A 16,571-nucleotide genomic window follows, 5' to 3' on the forward strand; every position below is an offset into this window, starting at 1 on the left:
GTGTTCGCGCCGGTGACGTAGGCCGCGTGGTGCTTGTCGTGGTGCAGCTCCATGATCTTGCCGCTGATGTGCGGCTCGAGGGCGCTGTAGTCGTAGGGCAGGTCAGGGAGCGTGTAGACAGCCATGCTGAGATACCTCCGGTTGCGTGCCGCACGTCGTACCGGCGTGCGTGGGGGACGTCGTCGACGGCTGGCCCCCGGCCGCTCTCACGGGCCGGGGACGACGACGGCCCGCGCACCCCGCCCGACGGATCGGGGGAGGGGAGCGCGGGCCATGGGTCCAGCCTGCAGGAGACTCAGTGCTCCCGCTCGACGTTGCCAGACCCCGAGACCAGCTCGGGGGTGTCGTGGGCGGGCTCGAGCTCGTCGTGCTCGCCGTGGGCGTGCGCCGCGGCCAGCTCGGCCGGCGTCACCGGCTCCACCCGGTCCTCGTAGAAGAACTGCGACAGCTTCTGCCAGCGCTTGTCCTTCTTGTAGCCCTTGCGCTTGACGCCGCGGGCGTCGGTCGCGGGCTCGACCTCCAGGGGCCGGCGCGCCTCGTAGTTGACGCGCAGCCAGCGCTCCTGCTCGTCGAGCGGGCGGTGGACCTCGATGTACTCGCCGTTGGCGAACCGCACGATGCGACCGGTCTCGTGACCGTGCAGCACCAGCTCGCGGTCCTTGCGCTGCAGGCCCAGGCAGATCCGCTTCGTGACCCAGAACGCGAACACCGGGCCGACGAAGAACAGGACCCGGAAGACCCAGGTGATCGTGTTGATCGACAAGGCGAAGTGCGTGGCGATGAGGTCGTTCGACCCGGCGAGGGCCAGGATGATGAACGCCGTGAGGAACGCGACGCCGAGGCCCGTGCGGGTCGGGACGTTGCGCGGGCGGTCGAGCACGTGGTGCTCGCGGTGGTCGCCGGTCACCTTCGCCTCGACGAACGGGTACACGAACAGGAACGTGAACAGCAGGCCCGGGATGACGACCGCCGGGATGAGGATGTTCAGCGACAGCGTGAAGTCCCCCCACGTGACGATCTCGGCCTGGCCCGGCATGAGGCGCAGCGATCCCTCGAGGAACAGCATGTACCAGTCCGGCTGGGCGCCCGCGGACACCGGTGACGGGTCGTAGGGGCCGTAGTTCCAGACGTTGTTGATCGCCATCGTGCCGCCCATGAGGGCCAGCACGCCGAAGATGATGAAGAAGTTGCCGCCCATCTTCGTGGCGAACGCCGGGACCGCGGGGTAGCCGACGACGTTCTTGTCGGTGCGGCCGCCGCCCGGGTACTGGGTGTGCTTGTTCAGCACCATGAGGAACAGGTGCACCCCGATGAGGGCCAGGATCAGCGCCGGCACGAGCAGGATGTGCACCGTGAACAGGCGCGGGATGATGTGCTCGCCGGGGAACTCGCCGCCGAAGACGAACCACGAGAGGTACGACCCGATGATCGGGATCGACTTGATGACTCCGTCGGTGATCCGCAGGCCGTTGCCGGAGAGCACGTCGTCCGGGAGCGAGTAGCCCGAGAAGCCGGCGGCCAGCGACAGGATCATCAGCAGCGTGCCGACGAGCCAGTTCAGCTCGCGCGGCTTGCGGAACGCGCCGGTGAAGAAGACGCGCATCATGTGGACCACGATGCCGGCGACGAAGATCAGCGCCGACCAGTGGTGGATCTGCCGCATGAGCAGACCGCCGCGCACCTCGAACGACATGTTGAGCGTCGAGGAGAAGGCGGTGGACATGAGCTCGCCGTCCATGGTCGCCGGCGCCCCGTGGTGCGTGACGAGCGCCATCGACGGGTCGAAGAACATCGCCAGGAACACGCCGGAGATGAGGAGCACGACGAACGAGAACAGCGCGATCTCGCCGAGCATGAAGGACCAGTGGTCCGGGAAGACCTTGCGGACGAGCTGCTTGGCGAGCACGCCGACCTTGGTCCGCTGGTCGAGGTAGTCGGCGGACTTGCCGATCACGGTGGTCGGCTCCGCCGCGGTGGGGGGAGTGGTCGTGGTGCTCACTTCAGGCGCTCCCAGTAGCTCGGGCCGACGGGCTCGTTGAAGTCGTCCTCAGCCACAAGATACCCCTCGTCGTCGACGGTGATGGGCAGCTGGGGCAGCGGGCGCTTGGCAGGTCCGAAGACCACCTTGGAGCCGTCGGAGATGTCGAACGTCGACTGGTGGCAGGGGCACAGGAGGTGGTGCGTCTGCTGCTCGTAGAGGGCGACCGGGCACCCGACGTGGGTGCAGATCTTCGAGTACGCGACGATGCCGTCGTACGAGGCCCCCTCGCGGTGGTCACGCTTGTGGTCGCGGGGGTCCATGCGCACGAGGAGCACGACGGCCTTCGACTTCTCGGTGATCCACTCGTGCGACTCGCGCTCCTCGGCGGGCACGTCGGGGATGACGTGCGCGACGGAGCCGACCGTGAGGTCCGACGCCTTGATCGGGCGGCCCGACGGGTCGTAGGCGAGCCGGACGCCCTTCGTCCAGAGGGTGTGCCGCAGGGCGCCGACGTTCCACGTGCCGCCGACGCTCGAGACGAGCGGCACGGCGATGGTCAGCGGGAAGAGGGCGAGCGCGGAGACGACCGCGCCCTTGAGGACCGGGCGGCGCGCGATGCCGGAGTCCTCGAGGCCGTCCTTGAACTGCTGCTGGACGCCCTCGCGGACCTCCTCCGAGCTGGCGCTCGAGTGCCGCTCCTCGACGTACTCCTTGCCGGACATCAGGGTCTTGGCCCAGTGCACGGCGGCGAAGCCGATGCCGAACAGCGAGACCGCGATCGCGACGCCGAGCAGCACGGTCGAGAGGCGCACGCCGGGCGTGGTGCCGTCCGGGCGCACGGCGAAGTAGGCCACGAGCGAGCCGATCGTACCGAGGCACGAGATGGCGAAGAGGATCGCGATGATCCGCTCGTTGCGCTTGGCCGCCTTGGGGTCCGTGTCCGCGAGGCGCGCGTGGTGCTCCGGGACGCCGGGGTCGGCGAACCGGTCCGTCCGGGCGACCGTGCCGTCGCCGTCGTGCCGGGTCAGGTCCTGACCCTGGGGGTTCTGGTTGTCGCTCACGAGGACTTCGCTCCGATCCACACCGCGCCGCCGATGATCAGGCCGATGCCGATGATCCAGGCCCACAGGCCCTCGCTGACCGGGCCGAGGGAACCCAGGGTGAGGCCGCCGGCCGAGCCCTGGTCCTGCTCGTCGAGGAACGCGATGATGTCGCGCTTCTCGTCAGGGGTGATGTTGGCGTCGTTGAACACCGGCATGGACTGCGGTCCGGTGAGCATGGCCTGGTACACGTTGCGGCCGGAGGTGTCCCACAGCGGCGGGGCGAACTTGCCCTCCGAGAGGGCGCCACCGGCGCCGACGGCGTTGTGGCACATCGCGCAGTTGGTGCGGAAGAGGGCCATGCCGTTGGCGGGGTCGCCCTGGCTCCCGTCCACCTGCTCGTCGGTGGGGATGGCCGGGCCTGCACCGAGGGACGCGACGTACGCGGCGAGCGCGGCGGTCTGCTCCTCGTCCATCTGCCGGGGCTTGGCCTCGGCCTGGGGGCCGTTCATCTGCATCGGCATCCGGCCGGTGGAGACCTGGAAGTCGACCGCGGCCGCGCCGACGCCGACGAGCGACGGCGCCTCGGTGGTGCCCTCCGCGTTCGGGCCGTGGCAGGTGGCGCAGTTGGCCTGGAAGAGCTTCTTCCCGGTCTCGATGTCCGCGGTGCTGGCGGTGTCGGCCTGGGCCGGGCTCGGGGCCAGGGCGGCGTAGACGCCGCCCGTGACCAGCAGCGCCAGCAGCAACAGCACGACCGGCGCGAACCGGTGGTGCCTGCGGGCGGCGAGTGCCTTCACGAAATGATCCTCGTCTCGCAGATCGAAGGTGCAGGGTCAGTGCCGGCGGCGACGCCGGCAGGGGGTTCAGCGCAGGAGGTAGATGACGGCGAAGAGGGCGATCCACACCACGTCGACGAAGTGCCAGTAGTAGGACGTGACGATGGCGGTGGTGGCCTCGTGGTGGCCGAAGTTCTTGGCGGCGAAAGAGCGCCCCAGCAGGAACAGGAAGGCGATGAGACCGCCCAGCACGTGGAGGCCGTGGAAGCCGGTGGTCAGGTAGAAGACCGAGCCGTACGGGCTGGAGGAGATGGTCAGGCCCTCGTGCACCAGCTCGGTGTACTCGAAGATCTGGCCGCCGATGAAGAACGCGCCCATGAGGTACGTGAGGGTCATCCACTCGTGCATGCCCCACTTGTTCACCTGGAGCAGGGAGCCGGAGCGCACCGGCTTGAACCGCTCGGCGGCCCACACGCCCATCTGGCAGGTGACGGACGACAGCACCAGCACGGTGGTGTTGATCGTCGAGAAGGTGATGTTGAGCTTGTCCGCCTGAGCGGCCCACTCCGCCTCGGGCATCACCGACCGGACGGTGAAGTACATCGCGAAGAGGCCCGCGAAGAACATGAGCTCGCTCGCGAGCCAGACGATCGTCCCGACCGACACGGGGTTCGGACGGTTGACGCTCACGTGCTGGTGGGCATGGGGGGCAGCAGCCGTTGCGGTCGACACGTCAGCCATTATGGCCGACATACGGCCGGTTCGAGCCACTCGGACGGGCCTTGCGCAAAGTCGATGTGCACAGAATCTGCGGAAACTCGCCACTCTGTCGCTACGAGGTGACGGATCGCTGGAGAGTGCCAGTAAAAGACCACGTTCGGCACCTGCCCGAGGTGACGCGAGTGTGCCACGATGCCAGCAAACGTCGACGTCCGACGGCCGCGGTGCAGCCGCCGGACGTCGTGCCCGTGCCCGGTGCCGTGCACGTCCGCGAAGGGGAGCCAGAAGTTGACGGATCAGACGGACCAGATGGACCCGACGACGACCAGCCCGACCAACCCGACCAGCCCGACCGGCGCGATCGCCCCCGCGGCACGCTCGGGCCCGGCTGCCCGCGGGCCGCGCATCTTGCTCTACAGCGACGACCGGACCGTCCGCGCCCACGTGCGGACCGCCGTCGGGCCCCGCCTGCGCGCCCACGCCCCGGAGATCGCCTGGGCGGAGGTCGCGACGCCGGCGGCGCTCATCGCCGCGGCCGACCGCGGCGGGTGGGACCTGCTCGTGCTGGACGGCGAGGCGGACAAGTCCGGCGGCATGGGACTGTGCCGCCAGCTCAAGAACGAGGTGTACCGGTGCCCGCCCGTCGTGGTCCTCACCGGCAGGGCCGACGACGGATGGCTAGCATCGTGGTCGCTCGCCGACGCCGTGGTGCCGAGGCCGCTCGACGCGATCGAGCTGCAGCGCACCGTGGCCGGCGAGCTCGCCGCGACGGCCTGACCGACGGACCCGTGAGGGTCGAGCCAGGTGCGTCCGGACCGCGCGACCACCGAACCGGAGGAACCTGGTGCCCACGAACGACCGTCCCGTGCCCGCGCAGCCCGAGCAGACGTCGCCCGAGCAGACGTGGCCCGGCCTGCTCACCGAGCTCATCGCCGGCCACGACCTGAGCTCGCAGGACACCGCCTGGGCCATGGACGCGGTCATGTCGGGCGAGGTGTCGGCGGCCCGGCTCGCGGCGTTCCTCGTGGGGCTGCGCGCCAAGGGCGAGACGGTCGAGGAGCTGACGGGGCTGGCTGACACGATGCTCGCCCACGCTCGCCGGTTCACGGTCCCCGGACCGAGCGTCGACATCGTCGGCAGCGGCGGCGACCGCGCGCACACGGTCAACATCTCGACCATGGCTGCGGTCGTCGTGGCCGGCACGGGCGTCAAGGTGGTCAAGCACGGCAACCGCGCCGCGTCGTCGTCGTCCGGTTCGGCCGACGTCCTCGAGGCGCTGGGCGTGCGCCTCGACCACGGACCCGAGCGCGTCGCGGAGCTGGCCGAGCAGGTCGGCATCACCTTCTGCTTCGCGATGGTCTTCCACCCGTCGTTCCGGCACGCCGGCGTGGCGCGGAAGGAGCTCGGGGTCGCGACCGCCTTCAACTTCCTCGGTCCGCTGACGAACCCGGCGCAGCCCCGGGCCACGGCCGTCGGGGTCGCGGACCCCCGGATGGCGCCTCTGGTGGCGGGCGTCTTCGCCGCGCGGGGGACGCGCGCGCTCGTGTTCCGTGGCGACGACGGCCTGGACGAGCTCGCCGCGACCGGCGGCTCGACCGTCTGGGAGGTCCGCGACGGTCAGGTCACCGAGACGCGTCTCGACGCCGCCGCCGAGCTCGGGCTGCGGCGCATCGACGTCGCCGACCTGCGCGGCGCCGACGCGCACCACAACGCCGGCGTGGCACGCGATGTCCTCACGGGTGTCGACCAGGGCCCGGTGCGGGAGACGGTGCTGCTCAACGCGGCGGCCGCCCTCGTGGCGGACGGGAGCCTGCCCGGCACGGACGCCGGCACGCTCGTGGAACGGCTGGCGGCCGGTATCGGCCACGCCGCGCGCAGCATCGACGACGGCGCTGCCGCCCGCGTGCTGGAGCGCTGGGCGGCCGCGACGCAGCACTGACCCGCGGTGCGCGGCGGGGCGGCCGATCCTTCGCGCGCGAGCGCGGGTCCGGCCGTCCGCCGGGGCGGCGTCAGTCGTCGAGACCGATCGCGAACGCCTGCTCGAGGTCCACGTTCGAGTAGGTGCGGAACGCGATGAGGGTCTCGGTGCGCACCACGCCGGGGACCTTGCTGATCCCGTCGGCGATGACGTCGGCGAGCTCCTCGTGCTCGCGCACGCGCACCATGGCGACCAGGTCGGCCTTGCCGGTGACGGAGTAGACCTCGCTGACTCCCTTGAGGTCGGTGACCTGGGTGGCGACCTCGGGGATCTGGTCGGCCTCGGTGTCGATGAGCACGATCGCGGTCAGCATGCCGTCATCGTAGCCACCGTCGGCGCGTCCGCGAGGCGCCCGACGGCCTCGTCATCCTCGCTCGGTGCGGCCCACAGACCAGCGACCGTCGTCGAGACCGCGCCGAGGTCGGCGTGCGCGGCGGCCGAGCGCACCGGGCACGTCCAGGGGCCGCTCACGTGCACCAGCCGGACCCCCGGCTCGTCCAGCCAGGCCAGCACGAGGGCGGCCTCCTCGGGATGGCACGCGGGCGCGGGCGCCACGGGCGGGTCGACGGACTCCGCCGTCGCCCGGAGCGCGTCGACGACGGGGAGCGGGTCCTCGTCGGGGCCCGTCATCGCGGTCGCAGCCAGCCGCGCGTGCTTCACCACGACGAGCTCCCAGCCGCCCGCGGGCGTGGGCCGCGCGGCGACGAGCTCGGCGCAGCGGGCGAGGGGGTCGAGCCGCTGGGCGCGCGCCGCGCCCTGGACGAACGCCCGCAGGCGGTGGGTGACCGTGCCGGCCTCCTCGAAGCGTTCCTGGGCGGCCAGCCGCCCCACGCGCGCCGCGAGGGCGCGGACGACGGCCGAGGGGTCGGACGTGAGGGCGGTGCGCGCCGCGTCGGCGACGGCGTCGTACCCGACGTCGGCGGCGCCGGTGGCCGTGCACGGCGCGGAGCAGCGGCCCATCCCCGCGAGGGCGCACGGGCTGCCCGCGGTGCGTGCGACGCGGGGGAGCCGGGCCGTGCACTGCCGCAGCGGGAGCGCGTCGTGGACCGCCTCGACGGCGGCCAGTGCGGCCTGCCGGGACGTGAAGGGGCCGATGTGCGGGGACCCGGCCCGGACGTCGCGCACGACCGACAGCCGGGGGTAGGCCTCGTCCGTGAGCCGCACCCACGACTGGCGCTCGGGGTGCTTGGAGCGCCGGTTGTACCGCGGAGCGTGCTCCGCGATGAGGCGCAGCTCGCGCACCGACGCCTCGAGCGGCGTCGCGCAGACGACGGGGGTGACGGCATGCGCGATCCGGACCATCTCCGTGATCCGTCCGCGCTTCTCGGCCGCCGTGAAGTAGGACCGCACCCGCTTGCGGAGGTTCGTCGACGTGCCGACGTACAGCACCTCGTCCCCCGGCCCGCGGAACAGGTACACGCCCGGGGCCTCGGGCAGTCCGTCGGCGAGGGTCCGCTTGCGGCGCACGTCCGGCGGCACGGGGTCGGCGGCGCCGGCGAGGTCCTCCAGGTGCGTGATGCCCAGGGGCGCAAGGCGCTCCAGGAGCGCGTGCAGCACGTCGACGGTCGCCCGGGCGTCGGCGAGCGCGCGGTGCTCGGGCGTGACGCGGGCCCGGAAGAGCGCGGCCAGGGTGGACAGCTTGTGGTTCGGGGCCTCGTCGCGGGTGACGACGCGACGCGCCAGGGGCACCGTGTCCACCACCCGGAAGCCCGGCCAGTCGTAGCCGAGCCGGTCGCAGGCGGCACGCAGGAAGCCGACGTCGAACGGCGCGTTGTGCGCCACCAGCACGGCGTCGCGCGCGAACTCCAGGAAGCTCGGCAGGACGAGCTCGACCGGGGGAGCCGTGGCGACCATGGAGGTGGTGATGCCCGTGAGCCGGGCGACGAACGCCGGCACGGGATGGCCCGGGTTGACGAGCGACTGCAGCTCGCCGAGCACCTCGCCGCCGCGGACCTTGACCGCACCGATCTCCGTGATGCCGCCGTCGGCCGCACGCCCGCCGGTGGTCTCGAGGTCGACGACGACGAACGTGACGTCCCGCAGGGGGGTGCCGAGGTCCTCGAACGAGGGCTGGAGCGCCGTGCTGCGCGCTGGGGACGGGGTGGTGCTCGGCATGCCGGGACCGTAGCGGCGGCCTCCGACAGCCCGGGACGGCAAAGCCCGCCGAGACGGGTCTCGGCGGGCTCCAGGCCGTTCGGGAGGCGCGGCCGTCAGCTCGCGGACTTCTGCCGGGTGTCGACGTACAGCTCGTCGATCTCGGCGGCGAAGTCCTTGACGAAGACGTGGCGGCGCACGCTCTGCTTGGGCGTGAGGTAGCCGTTCTCGACCGTGAGGTCGCCCGGCAGGACGGCGAACTTGCGGATCGACTCGGCCTTCGAGACCGCCTGGTTGGCGCGGGTCACGGCGGCGTCGAGCGCGGCCAGCACGTCCGGGTCGGTCGCGGCCTGCGCGGGCGTCATCTCCGGCTTGTCGTGCATCTTCAGCCAGCCCGGCAGGCCGTCGGCGTCGAGGGTGATCAGCGCGCCGATGAAGGGCCGGTTGTCGCCGACGACGACGCACTGGCTCACCAGCGCGTGCGCCCGGATGCGGTCCTCGAGCATCGCCGGGGCCACGTTCTTGCCGCCGGCCGTCACGATGATCTCCTTCTTGCGGCCCGTGATCGTGAGGAACCCGTCGTCGTCGAGGGTGCCGAGGTCGCCGCTGCGGAACCAGCCGTCGTCGAACGCCTCGGCGGTCGCCTCCGGGTTGTTGTGGTACCCGCGGAACACCTGGATGCCGCGCAGCAGCACCTCGCCGTCCGGGGCGATCCGCACGCCGCAGCCGGGCAGCTGGGGGCCGACCGAACCGATCTTGATGGCGTCGGGGCGGTTCACGCTGGTGGGCGCGGTGGTCTCGGTGAGCCCGTAGCCCTCGAGGATGGTGACGCCGAGGCCGCGGAAGAAGTGCCCGAGCCGCTCACCGAGGGGGCCGCCCCCGGAGACGGCGTACTGGGCCTGCCCGCCGAGCACCGCCCGCAGCTTCGAGAACACGAGGGTGTCGGCGACCTTGTGCTGCAGGCGGAGCCACAGCGACGGGCCCGACGGCGTGTCGAGCGCCCGCGAGTAGGCGATGCCGGTCGCGGCCGCCCAGTGGAAGATCTTCAGCTTGCCGCCGGCGGCCGCCTTCTGCTCCGCGGCGTTGTACACCTTCTCGAAGACGCGCGGCACCGCGAGGATGTAGGTGGGCCGGAACGCCTCGAGGCCGGCGGTGACGGTCTTGAGGTCCGCCCAGTGGCCGAGCACCGTGCCGCTCGCGATCGCGAGGATCTCGATGTAGCGCGCGAACACGTGCGCGAGCGGGAGGAAGAGCAGCGTGCGCCCGCCGTCCTTGAAGACCTCGGGGACGGCGGCGACGGCGTTGACCCCGAGCAGCGCGAGGTTGCCGTGCGTGATCTCGGCGCCCTTGGGGGTGCCGGTCGTGCCGGAGGTGTAGATGATCGTCGCGACGTCCGCGAGGTCCGCGATGCCGCGGCGGCGCGCGATCTCGTCGTCGGCGACGTCGGCGCCGGCGGCCGTGAGCTTGGCGATCGCGCCGTCCTCGATCTCGAGGACCTCGCGCAGCGCCGGCGCGCGATCGGAGACCTCCGCGACGGTGGCGGCGAGGCCGGAGTCCTCGACGACGAGCAGCGTGATCCCGGAGTCCGTGAGGATCCACTCCACCTGCTCGGCGGAGGACGTCTCGTAGATCGGCACGGGCACCGCGCCGGCCGCCCATGCGGCGAAGTCGAGGAGGGTCCACTCGTAGCGGGTGTGCGACATGATCCCGACGGGGTCGCCGGGCTGCACGCCCCGGGCGACGAGCCCCTTGGCGACGGCCACCACCTCGGCGTCGAACTGGGCGGCCGAGACCGGCTGCCAGCCGTCGCCGGAGGGACGCTCGGCGAGCGTGGCGCGCGGGTCGCTCGCCACGCGGGTGGCGAGGAGGTCGTTGAGGTTCGACGTGGCAGGCAGCTCGACCGCCTGCGGAATGGTGATCTCGTCCATGCTGACTCCATCGTCCATGCTCAGTGCATTGGCCAGGGGGTACGTTCCCCGGCCGCCACGATACCGGGTCTCACGGGTGGTCCGGGACACAGTTCGGTGACGGTCCGTGACCGATGGTGGTGGACCGGAGATGGACGAGCGTCGCACCCTCCCGTCGTGGTGGCTAGTCTGGTCCCTGCGCGCACCGCGCGCCCCCGTGCCGCGACGGCGACGGGGTGATGCGCCGTGCGGACGCGGCGTCCCGACAGATGAACGCGAGGTTCCTGCATGCACGCCATCGGAGTCGACATCGGCGGCACGAAGATTGCCGTGGGTGTGGTGGACGAGGCGGGCACGATCCTCGCGAAGGTGCGGCGCGAGACGGTGGCCGACGACGTCGCCTCCATCGACCGGGCGATCGCGGACGCGTGCACCGAGCTGGCCAAGGAGCACGAGGTCGGCGCGATCGGCCTCGCCGCCGCCGGGTTCGTGAGCCCCGACCGGCGGTCGGTGCTCTTCGCACCGAACATCGCCTGGCGCGAGTACCCGCTTGCCGAGCGGATCGAGTCCCTGCTGGAGATCGACGTCCCCGTGGTCGTCGAGAACGACGCGAACGCCGCGGGCTGGGCGGAGTTCCGCTTCGGTGCCGCGCGCGAGGCCACCGACATGCTCATGCTGACGGTCGGCACCGGGCTGGGCGGCGCGATCGTGGTGGACCGTGAGCTCGTGCGCGGCAAGTGGGGCGTCGCGGCCGAGGTCGGGCACATGCGCGTCGTCCCGGGCGGCCACTACTGCGGCTGCGGCCACGAGGGCTGCTGGGAGCAGTACGCGTCGGGCACGGCGCTGGTGCGGGACGCGAAGCAGGCCATGATCGCCCAGCCGGAGCGGGCGGCGCGGCTGGTCGAGCTCGCGGACGGGGACGTGTCCGCGCTCGAGGGCCCGCACGTCACGCAGGCGGCGCAGGAGGGCGACGAGCTCGCGGTCGAGCTGCTGGCGACGCTGGGCCGGTGGATCGGCGAGGGCTCGGCCTCCGTGGCCGCGCTGCTCGACCCCGAGCTCATCGTCATCGGCGGCGGCGTCGGCGCGGCCGGCGACCTGCTGCTCCTGCCCGTGCGCAAGGCGTACGAGGCCCAGCTCTCGGCCCTCGGGCACCGCCCGGTGGCGCAGATCGAGCTCGCCGAGCACGGCAACGAGGCGGGCATCATCGGCGCTGCGGACCTCGCCCGGCGCTGAACCGCGCGCGGCCGTGGGCCGGCCCGGCAGGTCAGACGACGGCGCCCGTGCCGTGGTCGTCGGGGTCGCGGCGGTGCGGCATCCGCCAGATCAGGACGCCGAGCGCCACGAGGAACAGGACGCCGGCCACGGGGCCCGACCACCCCGGGATGCGCAGGGCCGGGACGGCCGCGCGCAGGACGACACCGAGCACGACGAGCACCGGCACCCCGACGACCGCCGCCCACGCGAGGGTGAGGAGCGGGTCGCGGGACAGGACCGGCTCCGGCACCGGCGGCGTGAAGTGAGACTCCGTCTCTTCCAGGTCCTCGATCTCCGGCGTCACCGGCCAGTCGCGGGGACCCGGGCTCACCACCCGCCCCGGCGGCACCGCGGCGTCCTCGGGACGCGCGTCCGCGGCAGGACCACTGGTGGTCGGCGCGTCCGCCCGGTCGGCGTCGTCGGGCTCGTCGAGCGGCCCGAGCTGGGCGACGATGTCGGCCCAGCGCGCCTCGACGGCGTCGTCGGGCAGGTCGTCGTCCGGCAGGTCCGGTTCGGCGTCCGGGTTCGGTGCGGGCATGGGTTCACTCTATTGTCGTGGGCGAAGCAACGCGTCGGCGGTCCGTCCGTCGGCGCCACGGCCCGTCGACGGCGGTCCGCTGACCGGTGGCTGCCGAGACTGGGCGAGGAGGACCGTTGTTCTACTGGGTGATGAAGAACGTGGTGGTGGGGCCCTGGCTCCGGCTGGCGTTCCGCCCCTGGACGAAGGGCGTGGAGAACGTCCCGACCTCGGGACCGGCGATCCTGGCGAGCAACCACCTCGCCGTCATCGACTCGTTCGTGCTGCCGCTCGTCCTCGACCGCCAGGTCCAGTTCCTCGGAAAGTCGGACTACTTCACCGGCGGCGGCGTCCGTGGCCGGCTCGTGGCGGGGTTCATGCGTGGCGTCGGCACGATCCCCGTGGACCGCTCGGGCGGCAAGGCCAGCGAGGCGGCGCTGAACACGGGGCTGCGCGTGCTGAACGACGGCGACCTCTTCGGCATCTACCCCGAGGGCACCCGCAGCCCCGACGGCCGGCTGTACCGCGGCAAGACCGGCGTCGCCCGGCTGGCGCTGGAGTCCGGCGCCCCCGTGATCCCCGTCGCGATGGTGGGCACCGACGTCGCGCAGCCGCTCGGCCGCTCGGTCCCCAAGCCGATGCCGATCGGGATGGTCTTCGGCGAGCCCCTCGACTTCAGCCGCTACCGCGGGATGGAGGGCGACCGGTTCGTGCTGCGCTCGGTGACCGACGAGATCATGTACGCGATCCTGCGGCTGTCCGAGCAGGAGTACGTCGACGTCTACGCGGCCACGATGAAGGCGCGCCTCGCGGCGGCGGCGGCGCAGCAGCCGCCCGAGGAGCCTGCCGGGACCTGAGTCTCCCCGTCCGGTGCTAGCGCACGGTGAGGCTCAGCCATGCGTCGGGCGGTGCGTCCGGCAGGCCGGGCACCGGACGGTGCCTGACCGACCAGGCGTCGCCCGCGACGTCAGTCGCGACGCGCGGCCAGAACGCCGCGGCGCCGGCGTTGGCGTCCTGGTACGCGATCTCCCACGGGCCCGGCACGTCGCGCAGCACCGCCGCCGCGACCTCACGACCGACGCCGTGCCGGCGGGCCGCGCGGACCACGAAGAACGCCGACAGCACGCGCGTCGGCGCGTCGAGGCCGCGGATCAGGGCGAACGCCACCGGTCGCTCGTCCGCGCGGCCCGGTGCCCCGCCGGGGAGCGTCGCCAGGTAGCCGCGCCAGGTCGCGGCACGACGGCCCGAGCCGACCTCGTCCGCCCGCGCGTCGCGGTCGATCTCGTCGAGGGCGGCGCGGAGCCGGTCGTCGCGGAAGCCGCCGTCGGGCCTCGGGAGCTCGCCCGAGACGGCGGACATGTCGTGGCGGAAGAGCAGCCACAGCCGTTCGAGGAGCCCGCGGTCCTCCGGCGTGGCACGGCGGACGGGGAGCGGCGCACCGGCCAGGTGGGCGGACAGGTCGGGGTGGGGCGCAGGAGTCGTCATACGCAAGAGCCTCCCGGCGCCGGACGGCGGGGGAGGCTCGCGCGACATCATCGCACGGCCGGGCGACGTCGCGCACGGCGCGTTCGCCCGCCGGACGGCCGGGGCCGTGCCCCGGCAGGTGCTCCTAGGATGGGAGGGCTCCCGTCCCCCACCGAGAGGTAGCCCCTGTCATGTCGGTTCGTCGCGTGGCTCTCCTGACCGCCGGCGGCTTCGCGCCCTGCCTGTCCTCCGCCGTCGGCGGCCTCATCGAGCGTTACACGGAGCTCGACCCGTCGATCGAGATCATCGCCTACCAGTACGGCTACCACGGGCTCCTCACGGGCACGAAGATCGTGATCGACTCCGAGGGCCGCAAGCAGGCCGGCATCCTGCACCGCTTCGGCGGCTCGCCGATCGGCAACTCCCGCGTCAAGCTGACCAACGCCGCGGACTGCGTCAAGCGCGGCCTGGTCCAGGAGGGGCAGAACCCGCTGGAGGTCGCTGCCGAGCAGCTCAAGGCCGACGGTGTCGACGTGCTGCACACCATCGGCGGCGACGACACGAACACGACGGCTGCGGACCTCGCCGCCTACCTCCACGACAACGGCTACGAGCTCACCGTCGTCGGCCTGCCGAAGACGATCGACAACGACGTGGTGCCCATCCGCCAGTCGCTCGGCGCCTGGACGGCGGCCGAGGAGGCCGCGGGCTTCGCCGCGAACGTGATCGGCGAGCACCGCTCCGGCCCGCGCATGCTCATCGTGCACGAGGTCATGGGCCGCCACTGCGGCTGGCTCACCGCCGCCACGGCCAAGGAGTACCGCAAGTGGCTCGACGCGCAGGAGTGGGCGCCCGCCCTCGGCCTCACGCGCGAGCGCTGGGACGTGCACGCGGTGTTCCTGCCCGAGCTGGAGATCGACATCGACGCCGAGGCCGCGCGCCTGCGCGCCGTCATGGACGAGATCGGCAACGTCAACATCTTCCTGTCCGAGGGTGCCGGCATGAACGAGATCGTGCAGCAGCTCGAGGCCGCCGGCGAGGAGGTGCCGCGCGACCCGTTCGGGCACGTCAAGCTCGACACCATCAACCCGGGCCAGTGGTTCGCGAAGCAGTTCGCCGAGAAGCTGGGCGCCGAGAAGGTCATGGTCCAGAAGTCGGGCTACTACTCGCGCGCCGCGGCGGCGAACGCCGAGGACCTGCGCCTCATCAAGTCGATGACCGACCTGGCCGTCGAGTGCGCCCTGCGCGGCGAGGCCGGCGTCATCGGCCACGACGAGGAGGACGGCGACCGCCTCAAGGCGATCGCGTTCCCGCGCATCGCCGGCGGCAAGGCCTTCGACGTCAGCCAGCCGTGGTTCGGCGAGATCCTCGAGGGCATCGGCCAGCCGCTGGTGCCCGCGAAGCCCGCCGCGCACTGACGACGGCCACCCGCCGACCACCGAGCCAGAGGCAGGAGCAGCCCGCATGACCACCGCCGTCGACACCGTGGTGCCCGGGAGCGACCCCGAGGGACTGGACAGGTTCCGGACCCTCGAGGCGCGCCAGCAGCCCGTGTGGCCGGACGCCGAGGCGCTCGCGGCGGTGGCGGGCCGGCTCTCCCAGGCGGCGCCCCTCGTGGTGCCGGCCGAGGCCCGGCTGCTCACGGAACGTCTCGCCGCGGCAGGCCGCGGCGAGGCGTTCCTGCTGCAGGGCGGGGACTGCGCGGAGACGTTCGCGGACGCGAACGCGACCCGCATCCGCAACAAGATGCGCACCATCCTGCAGATGGCGGTGGTGCTCACCCACGGCGCGAGCACGCCCGTGGTGAAGATGGGCCGGCTGGCGGGCCAGTACGCCAAGCCGCGCTCGTCCGACCTCGAGACCCGCGACGGCGTGACGCTGCCCGCCTACCGCGGCGACATGGTCAACGGGCACGAGTTCACCCCGGAGTCGCGCACGCCCGACCCGGTGCGCCTGGAGCAGGCGTACCGGATCTCGTCGGCGACGGCGAACGTCGTGCGGGCCTTCACCCAGGGCGGCCACGCCGACCTGCGACGGGTGCACGAGTGGAACCGCGGGTTCATGCGCAACCCCGCCTACGCGCGGTACGAGCGCACCGCGGCCGAGATCGACCGCGCGATCCGCTTCATGGAGGCCTGCGGCGCCGACTTCGACGCCCTGCGCTCCGTGGAGTTCTACCTCAGCCACGAGGCGCTCATCCTCGACTACGAGCGGGCCCTGACCCGGGTCGACGCCCGGAGCGGCGAGGCGTACGCGACGTCGGCCCACTTCCTGTGGATCGGGGAGCGCACCCGTCAGCTCGACGGCGCGCACGTCGAGTTCCTCTCACGGGTCGCCAACCCCATCGGGGTCAAGCTCGGCCCGACGACGTCGCCCGACGACGCGCTCGCGCTCGCGGCGCGGCTCAACCCCGGCAACACGCCGGGGCGGCTGACGTTCGTCACCCGCATGGGCGCCGGCAAGGTGCGCGACGTGCTGCCCGAGGTGGTGGAGAAGGTCACCGCCGCAGGCGTGGCCGTCACCTGGGTCACCGACCCCATGCACGGCAACACGATCACCTCGGACAGCGGCTACAAGACGCGCCGGTTCTCCGACGTGCTCGACGAGGTCACCGGCTTCTTCGAGGTGCACCGCGCCCTGGGCACCGTGCCCGGCGGCCTGCACATGGAGCTCACGGGCGACGACGTCACCGAAGTGCTGGGCGGCAGCGAGGAGATCGACGACGCCGGCCTGGCGCTGCGGTACGAGACCCTGGTCGACCCGCGCCTCAACCACCAGCAGTCGCTCGAGATGGCGTTCCGCGTGGCGGAGATGCTCACGAGCTGGTGACCGCAGGTGAC

15 protein-coding genes and 1 pseudogene are annotated in these 16,571 nt (G+C 72.4%); 6 read left to right on the plus strand and 10 right to left on the minus strand.

Going from position 1 to position 16,571, the window contains the following annotated elements; genetic code table 11:
* The 5 genes and pseudogenes from ABZ493_RS07805 to ABZ493_RS07825 form a co-directional block, all read right to left on the minus strand.
* A pseudogene (locus tag ABZ493_RS07805) lies at positions 1 to 125 on the minus strand (superoxide dismutase); the annotation flags it as partial.
* 170 nt (positions 126 to 295) lie between these two features.
* Entirely contained in the window at positions 296 to 1,999 is a 1,704-nt protein-coding gene (locus ABZ493_RS07810) for a cytochrome bc complex cytochrome b subunit (RefSeq protein WP_430581605.1), read from the minus strand.
* Positions 1,996 to 3,009 (minus strand): Rieske 2Fe-2S domain-containing protein, encoded by a 1,014-nt coding sequence (locus tag ABZ493_RS07815; protein ID WP_430581719.1) that lies wholly within the window; start codon positions 3,007 to 3,009, stop codon positions 1,996 to 1,998. The genes ABZ493_RS07810 and ABZ493_RS07815 overlap by 4 nt, the downstream gene beginning before the upstream one ends.
* A 29-nt stretch (positions 3,010 to 3,038) precedes the next feature.
* Positions 3,039 to 3,818 carry a cytochrome c gene (locus ABZ493_RS07820; protein ID WP_430581606.1) on the minus strand — a complete coding sequence of 260 codons (780 nt, stop codon included), beginning with the start codon at positions 3,816 to 3,818 and terminating at the stop codon, positions 3,039 to 3,041.
* 66 nt (positions 3,819 to 3,884) lie between these two features.
* On the minus strand, positions 3,885 to 4,538 hold the full coding sequence (locus ABZ493_RS07825) for a heme-copper oxidase subunit III (protein ID WP_430563693.1): 654 nt from the start codon (positions 4,536 to 4,538) through the stop codon (positions 3,885 to 3,887).
* Between the two features lie 267 nt (positions 4,539 to 4,805).
* On the opposite strand from ABZ493_RS07825, the gene ABZ493_RS07830 reads away from it, so the two are divergent.
* The gene (locus ABZ493_RS07830) at positions 4,806 to 5,294 is read left to right on the plus strand and encodes a hypothetical protein (protein ID WP_430581607.1); all 489 of its coding nucleotides are present in this window, start codon (positions 4,806 to 4,808) and stop codon (positions 5,292 to 5,294) included.
* 67 nt (positions 5,295 to 5,361) lie between these two features.
* Positions 5,362 to 6,456, plus strand: coding sequence for an anthranilate phosphoribosyltransferase (gene trpD / locus ABZ493_RS07835; protein WP_430581608.1), 1,095 nt, complete (start codon positions 5,362 to 5,364; stop codon positions 6,454 to 6,456).
* Positions 6,457 to 6,526: 70 nt separating this feature from the next.
* On the opposite strand, the gene ABZ493_RS07840 is transcribed toward trpD, so the two are convergent.
* From ABZ493_RS07840 to ABZ493_RS07850, 3 genes are all read right to left on the minus strand, one after another.
* Positions 6,527 to 6,808, minus strand: coding sequence for an Lrp/AsnC ligand binding domain-containing protein (locus ABZ493_RS07840; RefSeq protein ID WP_430581609.1), 282 nt, complete (start codon positions 6,806 to 6,808; stop codon positions 6,527 to 6,529).
* Positions 6,802 to 8,610, minus strand: coding sequence for a DEDD exonuclease domain-containing protein (locus ABZ493_RS07845; RefSeq protein WP_430581610.1), 1,809 nt, complete (start codon positions 8,608 to 8,610; stop codon positions 6,802 to 6,804). The genes ABZ493_RS07840 and ABZ493_RS07845 overlap by 7 nt, the downstream gene beginning before the upstream one ends.
* 95 nt (positions 8,611 to 8,705) lie before the next feature.
* Entirely contained in the window at positions 8,706 to 10,517 is a 1,812-nt protein-coding gene (locus ABZ493_RS07850; protein WP_430581611.1) for a long-chain fatty acid--CoA ligase, read from the minus strand.
* A gap of 267 nt (positions 10,518 to 10,784) precedes the next feature.
* On the opposite strand from ABZ493_RS07850, the gene ABZ493_RS07855 reads away from it, so the two are divergent.
* Complete coding sequence (locus ABZ493_RS07855; RefSeq protein ID WP_430581612.1) at positions 10,785 to 11,729, plus strand: ROK family glucokinase; 945 nt, start codon at positions 10,785 to 10,787, stop codon at positions 11,727 to 11,729.
* Between the two features lie 31 nt (positions 11,730 to 11,760).
* Here the strand turns inward: ABZ493_RS07855 and ABZ493_RS07860 are convergent, their stop codons facing one another.
* Positions 11,761 to 12,288, minus strand: a complete 528-nt coding sequence (locus ABZ493_RS07860) for a hypothetical protein (RefSeq protein ID WP_430581613.1) — start codon at positions 12,286 to 12,288, stop codon at positions 11,761 to 11,763.
* Between the two features lie 116 nt (positions 12,289 to 12,404).
* Here ABZ493_RS07860 and ABZ493_RS07865 point away from each other — a divergent pair, with 116 nt between their 5' ends.
* Positions 12,405 to 13,124: a lysophospholipid acyltransferase family protein gene (locus ABZ493_RS07865; protein WP_430581614.1), complete on the plus strand. Its 720-nt coding sequence runs from the start codon at positions 12,405 to 12,407 to the stop codon at positions 13,122 to 13,124.
* Positions 13,125 to 13,140: 16 nt separating this feature from the next.
* On the opposite strand, the gene ABZ493_RS07870 is transcribed toward ABZ493_RS07865, so the two are convergent.
* The gene (locus tag ABZ493_RS07870) at positions 13,141 to 13,752 is read right to left on the minus strand and encodes a GNAT family N-acetyltransferase (RefSeq protein WP_430581615.1); all 612 of its coding nucleotides are present in this window, start codon (positions 13,750 to 13,752) and stop codon (positions 13,141 to 13,143) included.
* A gap of 170 nt (positions 13,753 to 13,922) precedes the next feature.
* Between ABZ493_RS07870 and ABZ493_RS07875 the strand changes: the two genes are divergently transcribed.
* Positions 13,923 to 15,149, plus strand: a complete 1,227-nt coding sequence (locus tag ABZ493_RS07875; RefSeq protein ID WP_430581616.1) for a pyrophosphate--fructose-6-phosphate 1-phosphotransferase — start codon at positions 13,923 to 13,925, stop codon at positions 15,147 to 15,149.
* Positions 15,150 to 15,195: 46 nt separating this feature from the next.
* The gene (locus tag ABZ493_RS07880) at positions 15,196 to 16,560 is read left to right on the plus strand and encodes a class II 3-deoxy-7-phosphoheptulonate synthase (RefSeq protein WP_430581617.1); all 1,365 of its coding nucleotides are present in this window, start codon (positions 15,196 to 15,198) and stop codon (positions 16,558 to 16,560) included.
* Positions 16,561 to 16,571 lie beyond the last annotated feature (11 nt).

This window comes from Isoptericola sp. NPDC019482, assembly GCF_040632295.1.
Classification (GTDB): Bacteria; Actinomycetota; Actinomycetes; order Actinomycetales; family Cellulomonadaceae; genus Isoptericola.

Coding starts and splice junctions, on each gene's coding strand:
- ABZ493_RS07825 (WP_430563693.1), bottom strand. CDS start 4,538: ATGGCTGACGTGTCGACCGCAACGGCTGCTGCCCCCCATGCCCACCAG.
- ABZ493_RS07840 (WP_430581609.1), bottom strand. CDS start 6,808: ATGCTGACCGCGATCGTGCTCATCGACACCGAGGCCGACCAGATCCCC.
- ABZ493_RS07845 (WP_430581610.1), bottom strand. CDS start 8,610: ATGCCGAGCACCACCCCGTCCCCAGCGCGCAGCACGGCGCTCCAGCCC.
- ABZ493_RS07850 (WP_430581611.1), bottom strand. CDS start 10,517: ATGGACGAGATCACCATTCCGCAGGCGGTCGAGCTGCCTGCCACGTCG.
- ABZ493_RS07855 (WP_430581612.1), top strand. CDS start 10,785: ATGCACGCCATCGGAGTCGACATCGGCGGCACGAAGATTGCCGTGGGT.
- ABZ493_RS07860 (WP_430581613.1), bottom strand. CDS start 12,288: ATGCCCGCACCGAACCCGGACGCCGAACCGGACCTGCCGGACGACGAC.
- ABZ493_RS07870 (WP_430581615.1), bottom strand. CDS start 13,752: ATGACGACTCCTGCGCCCCACCCCGACCTGTCCGCCCACCTGGCCGGT.
- ABZ493_RS07875 (WP_430581616.1), top strand. CDS start 13,923: ATGTCGGTTCGTCGCGTGGCTCTCCTGACCGCCGGCGGCTTCGCGCCC.
- ABZ493_RS07880 (WP_430581617.1), top strand. CDS start 15,196: ATGACCACCGCCGTCGACACCGTGGTGCCCGGGAGCGACCCCGAGGGA.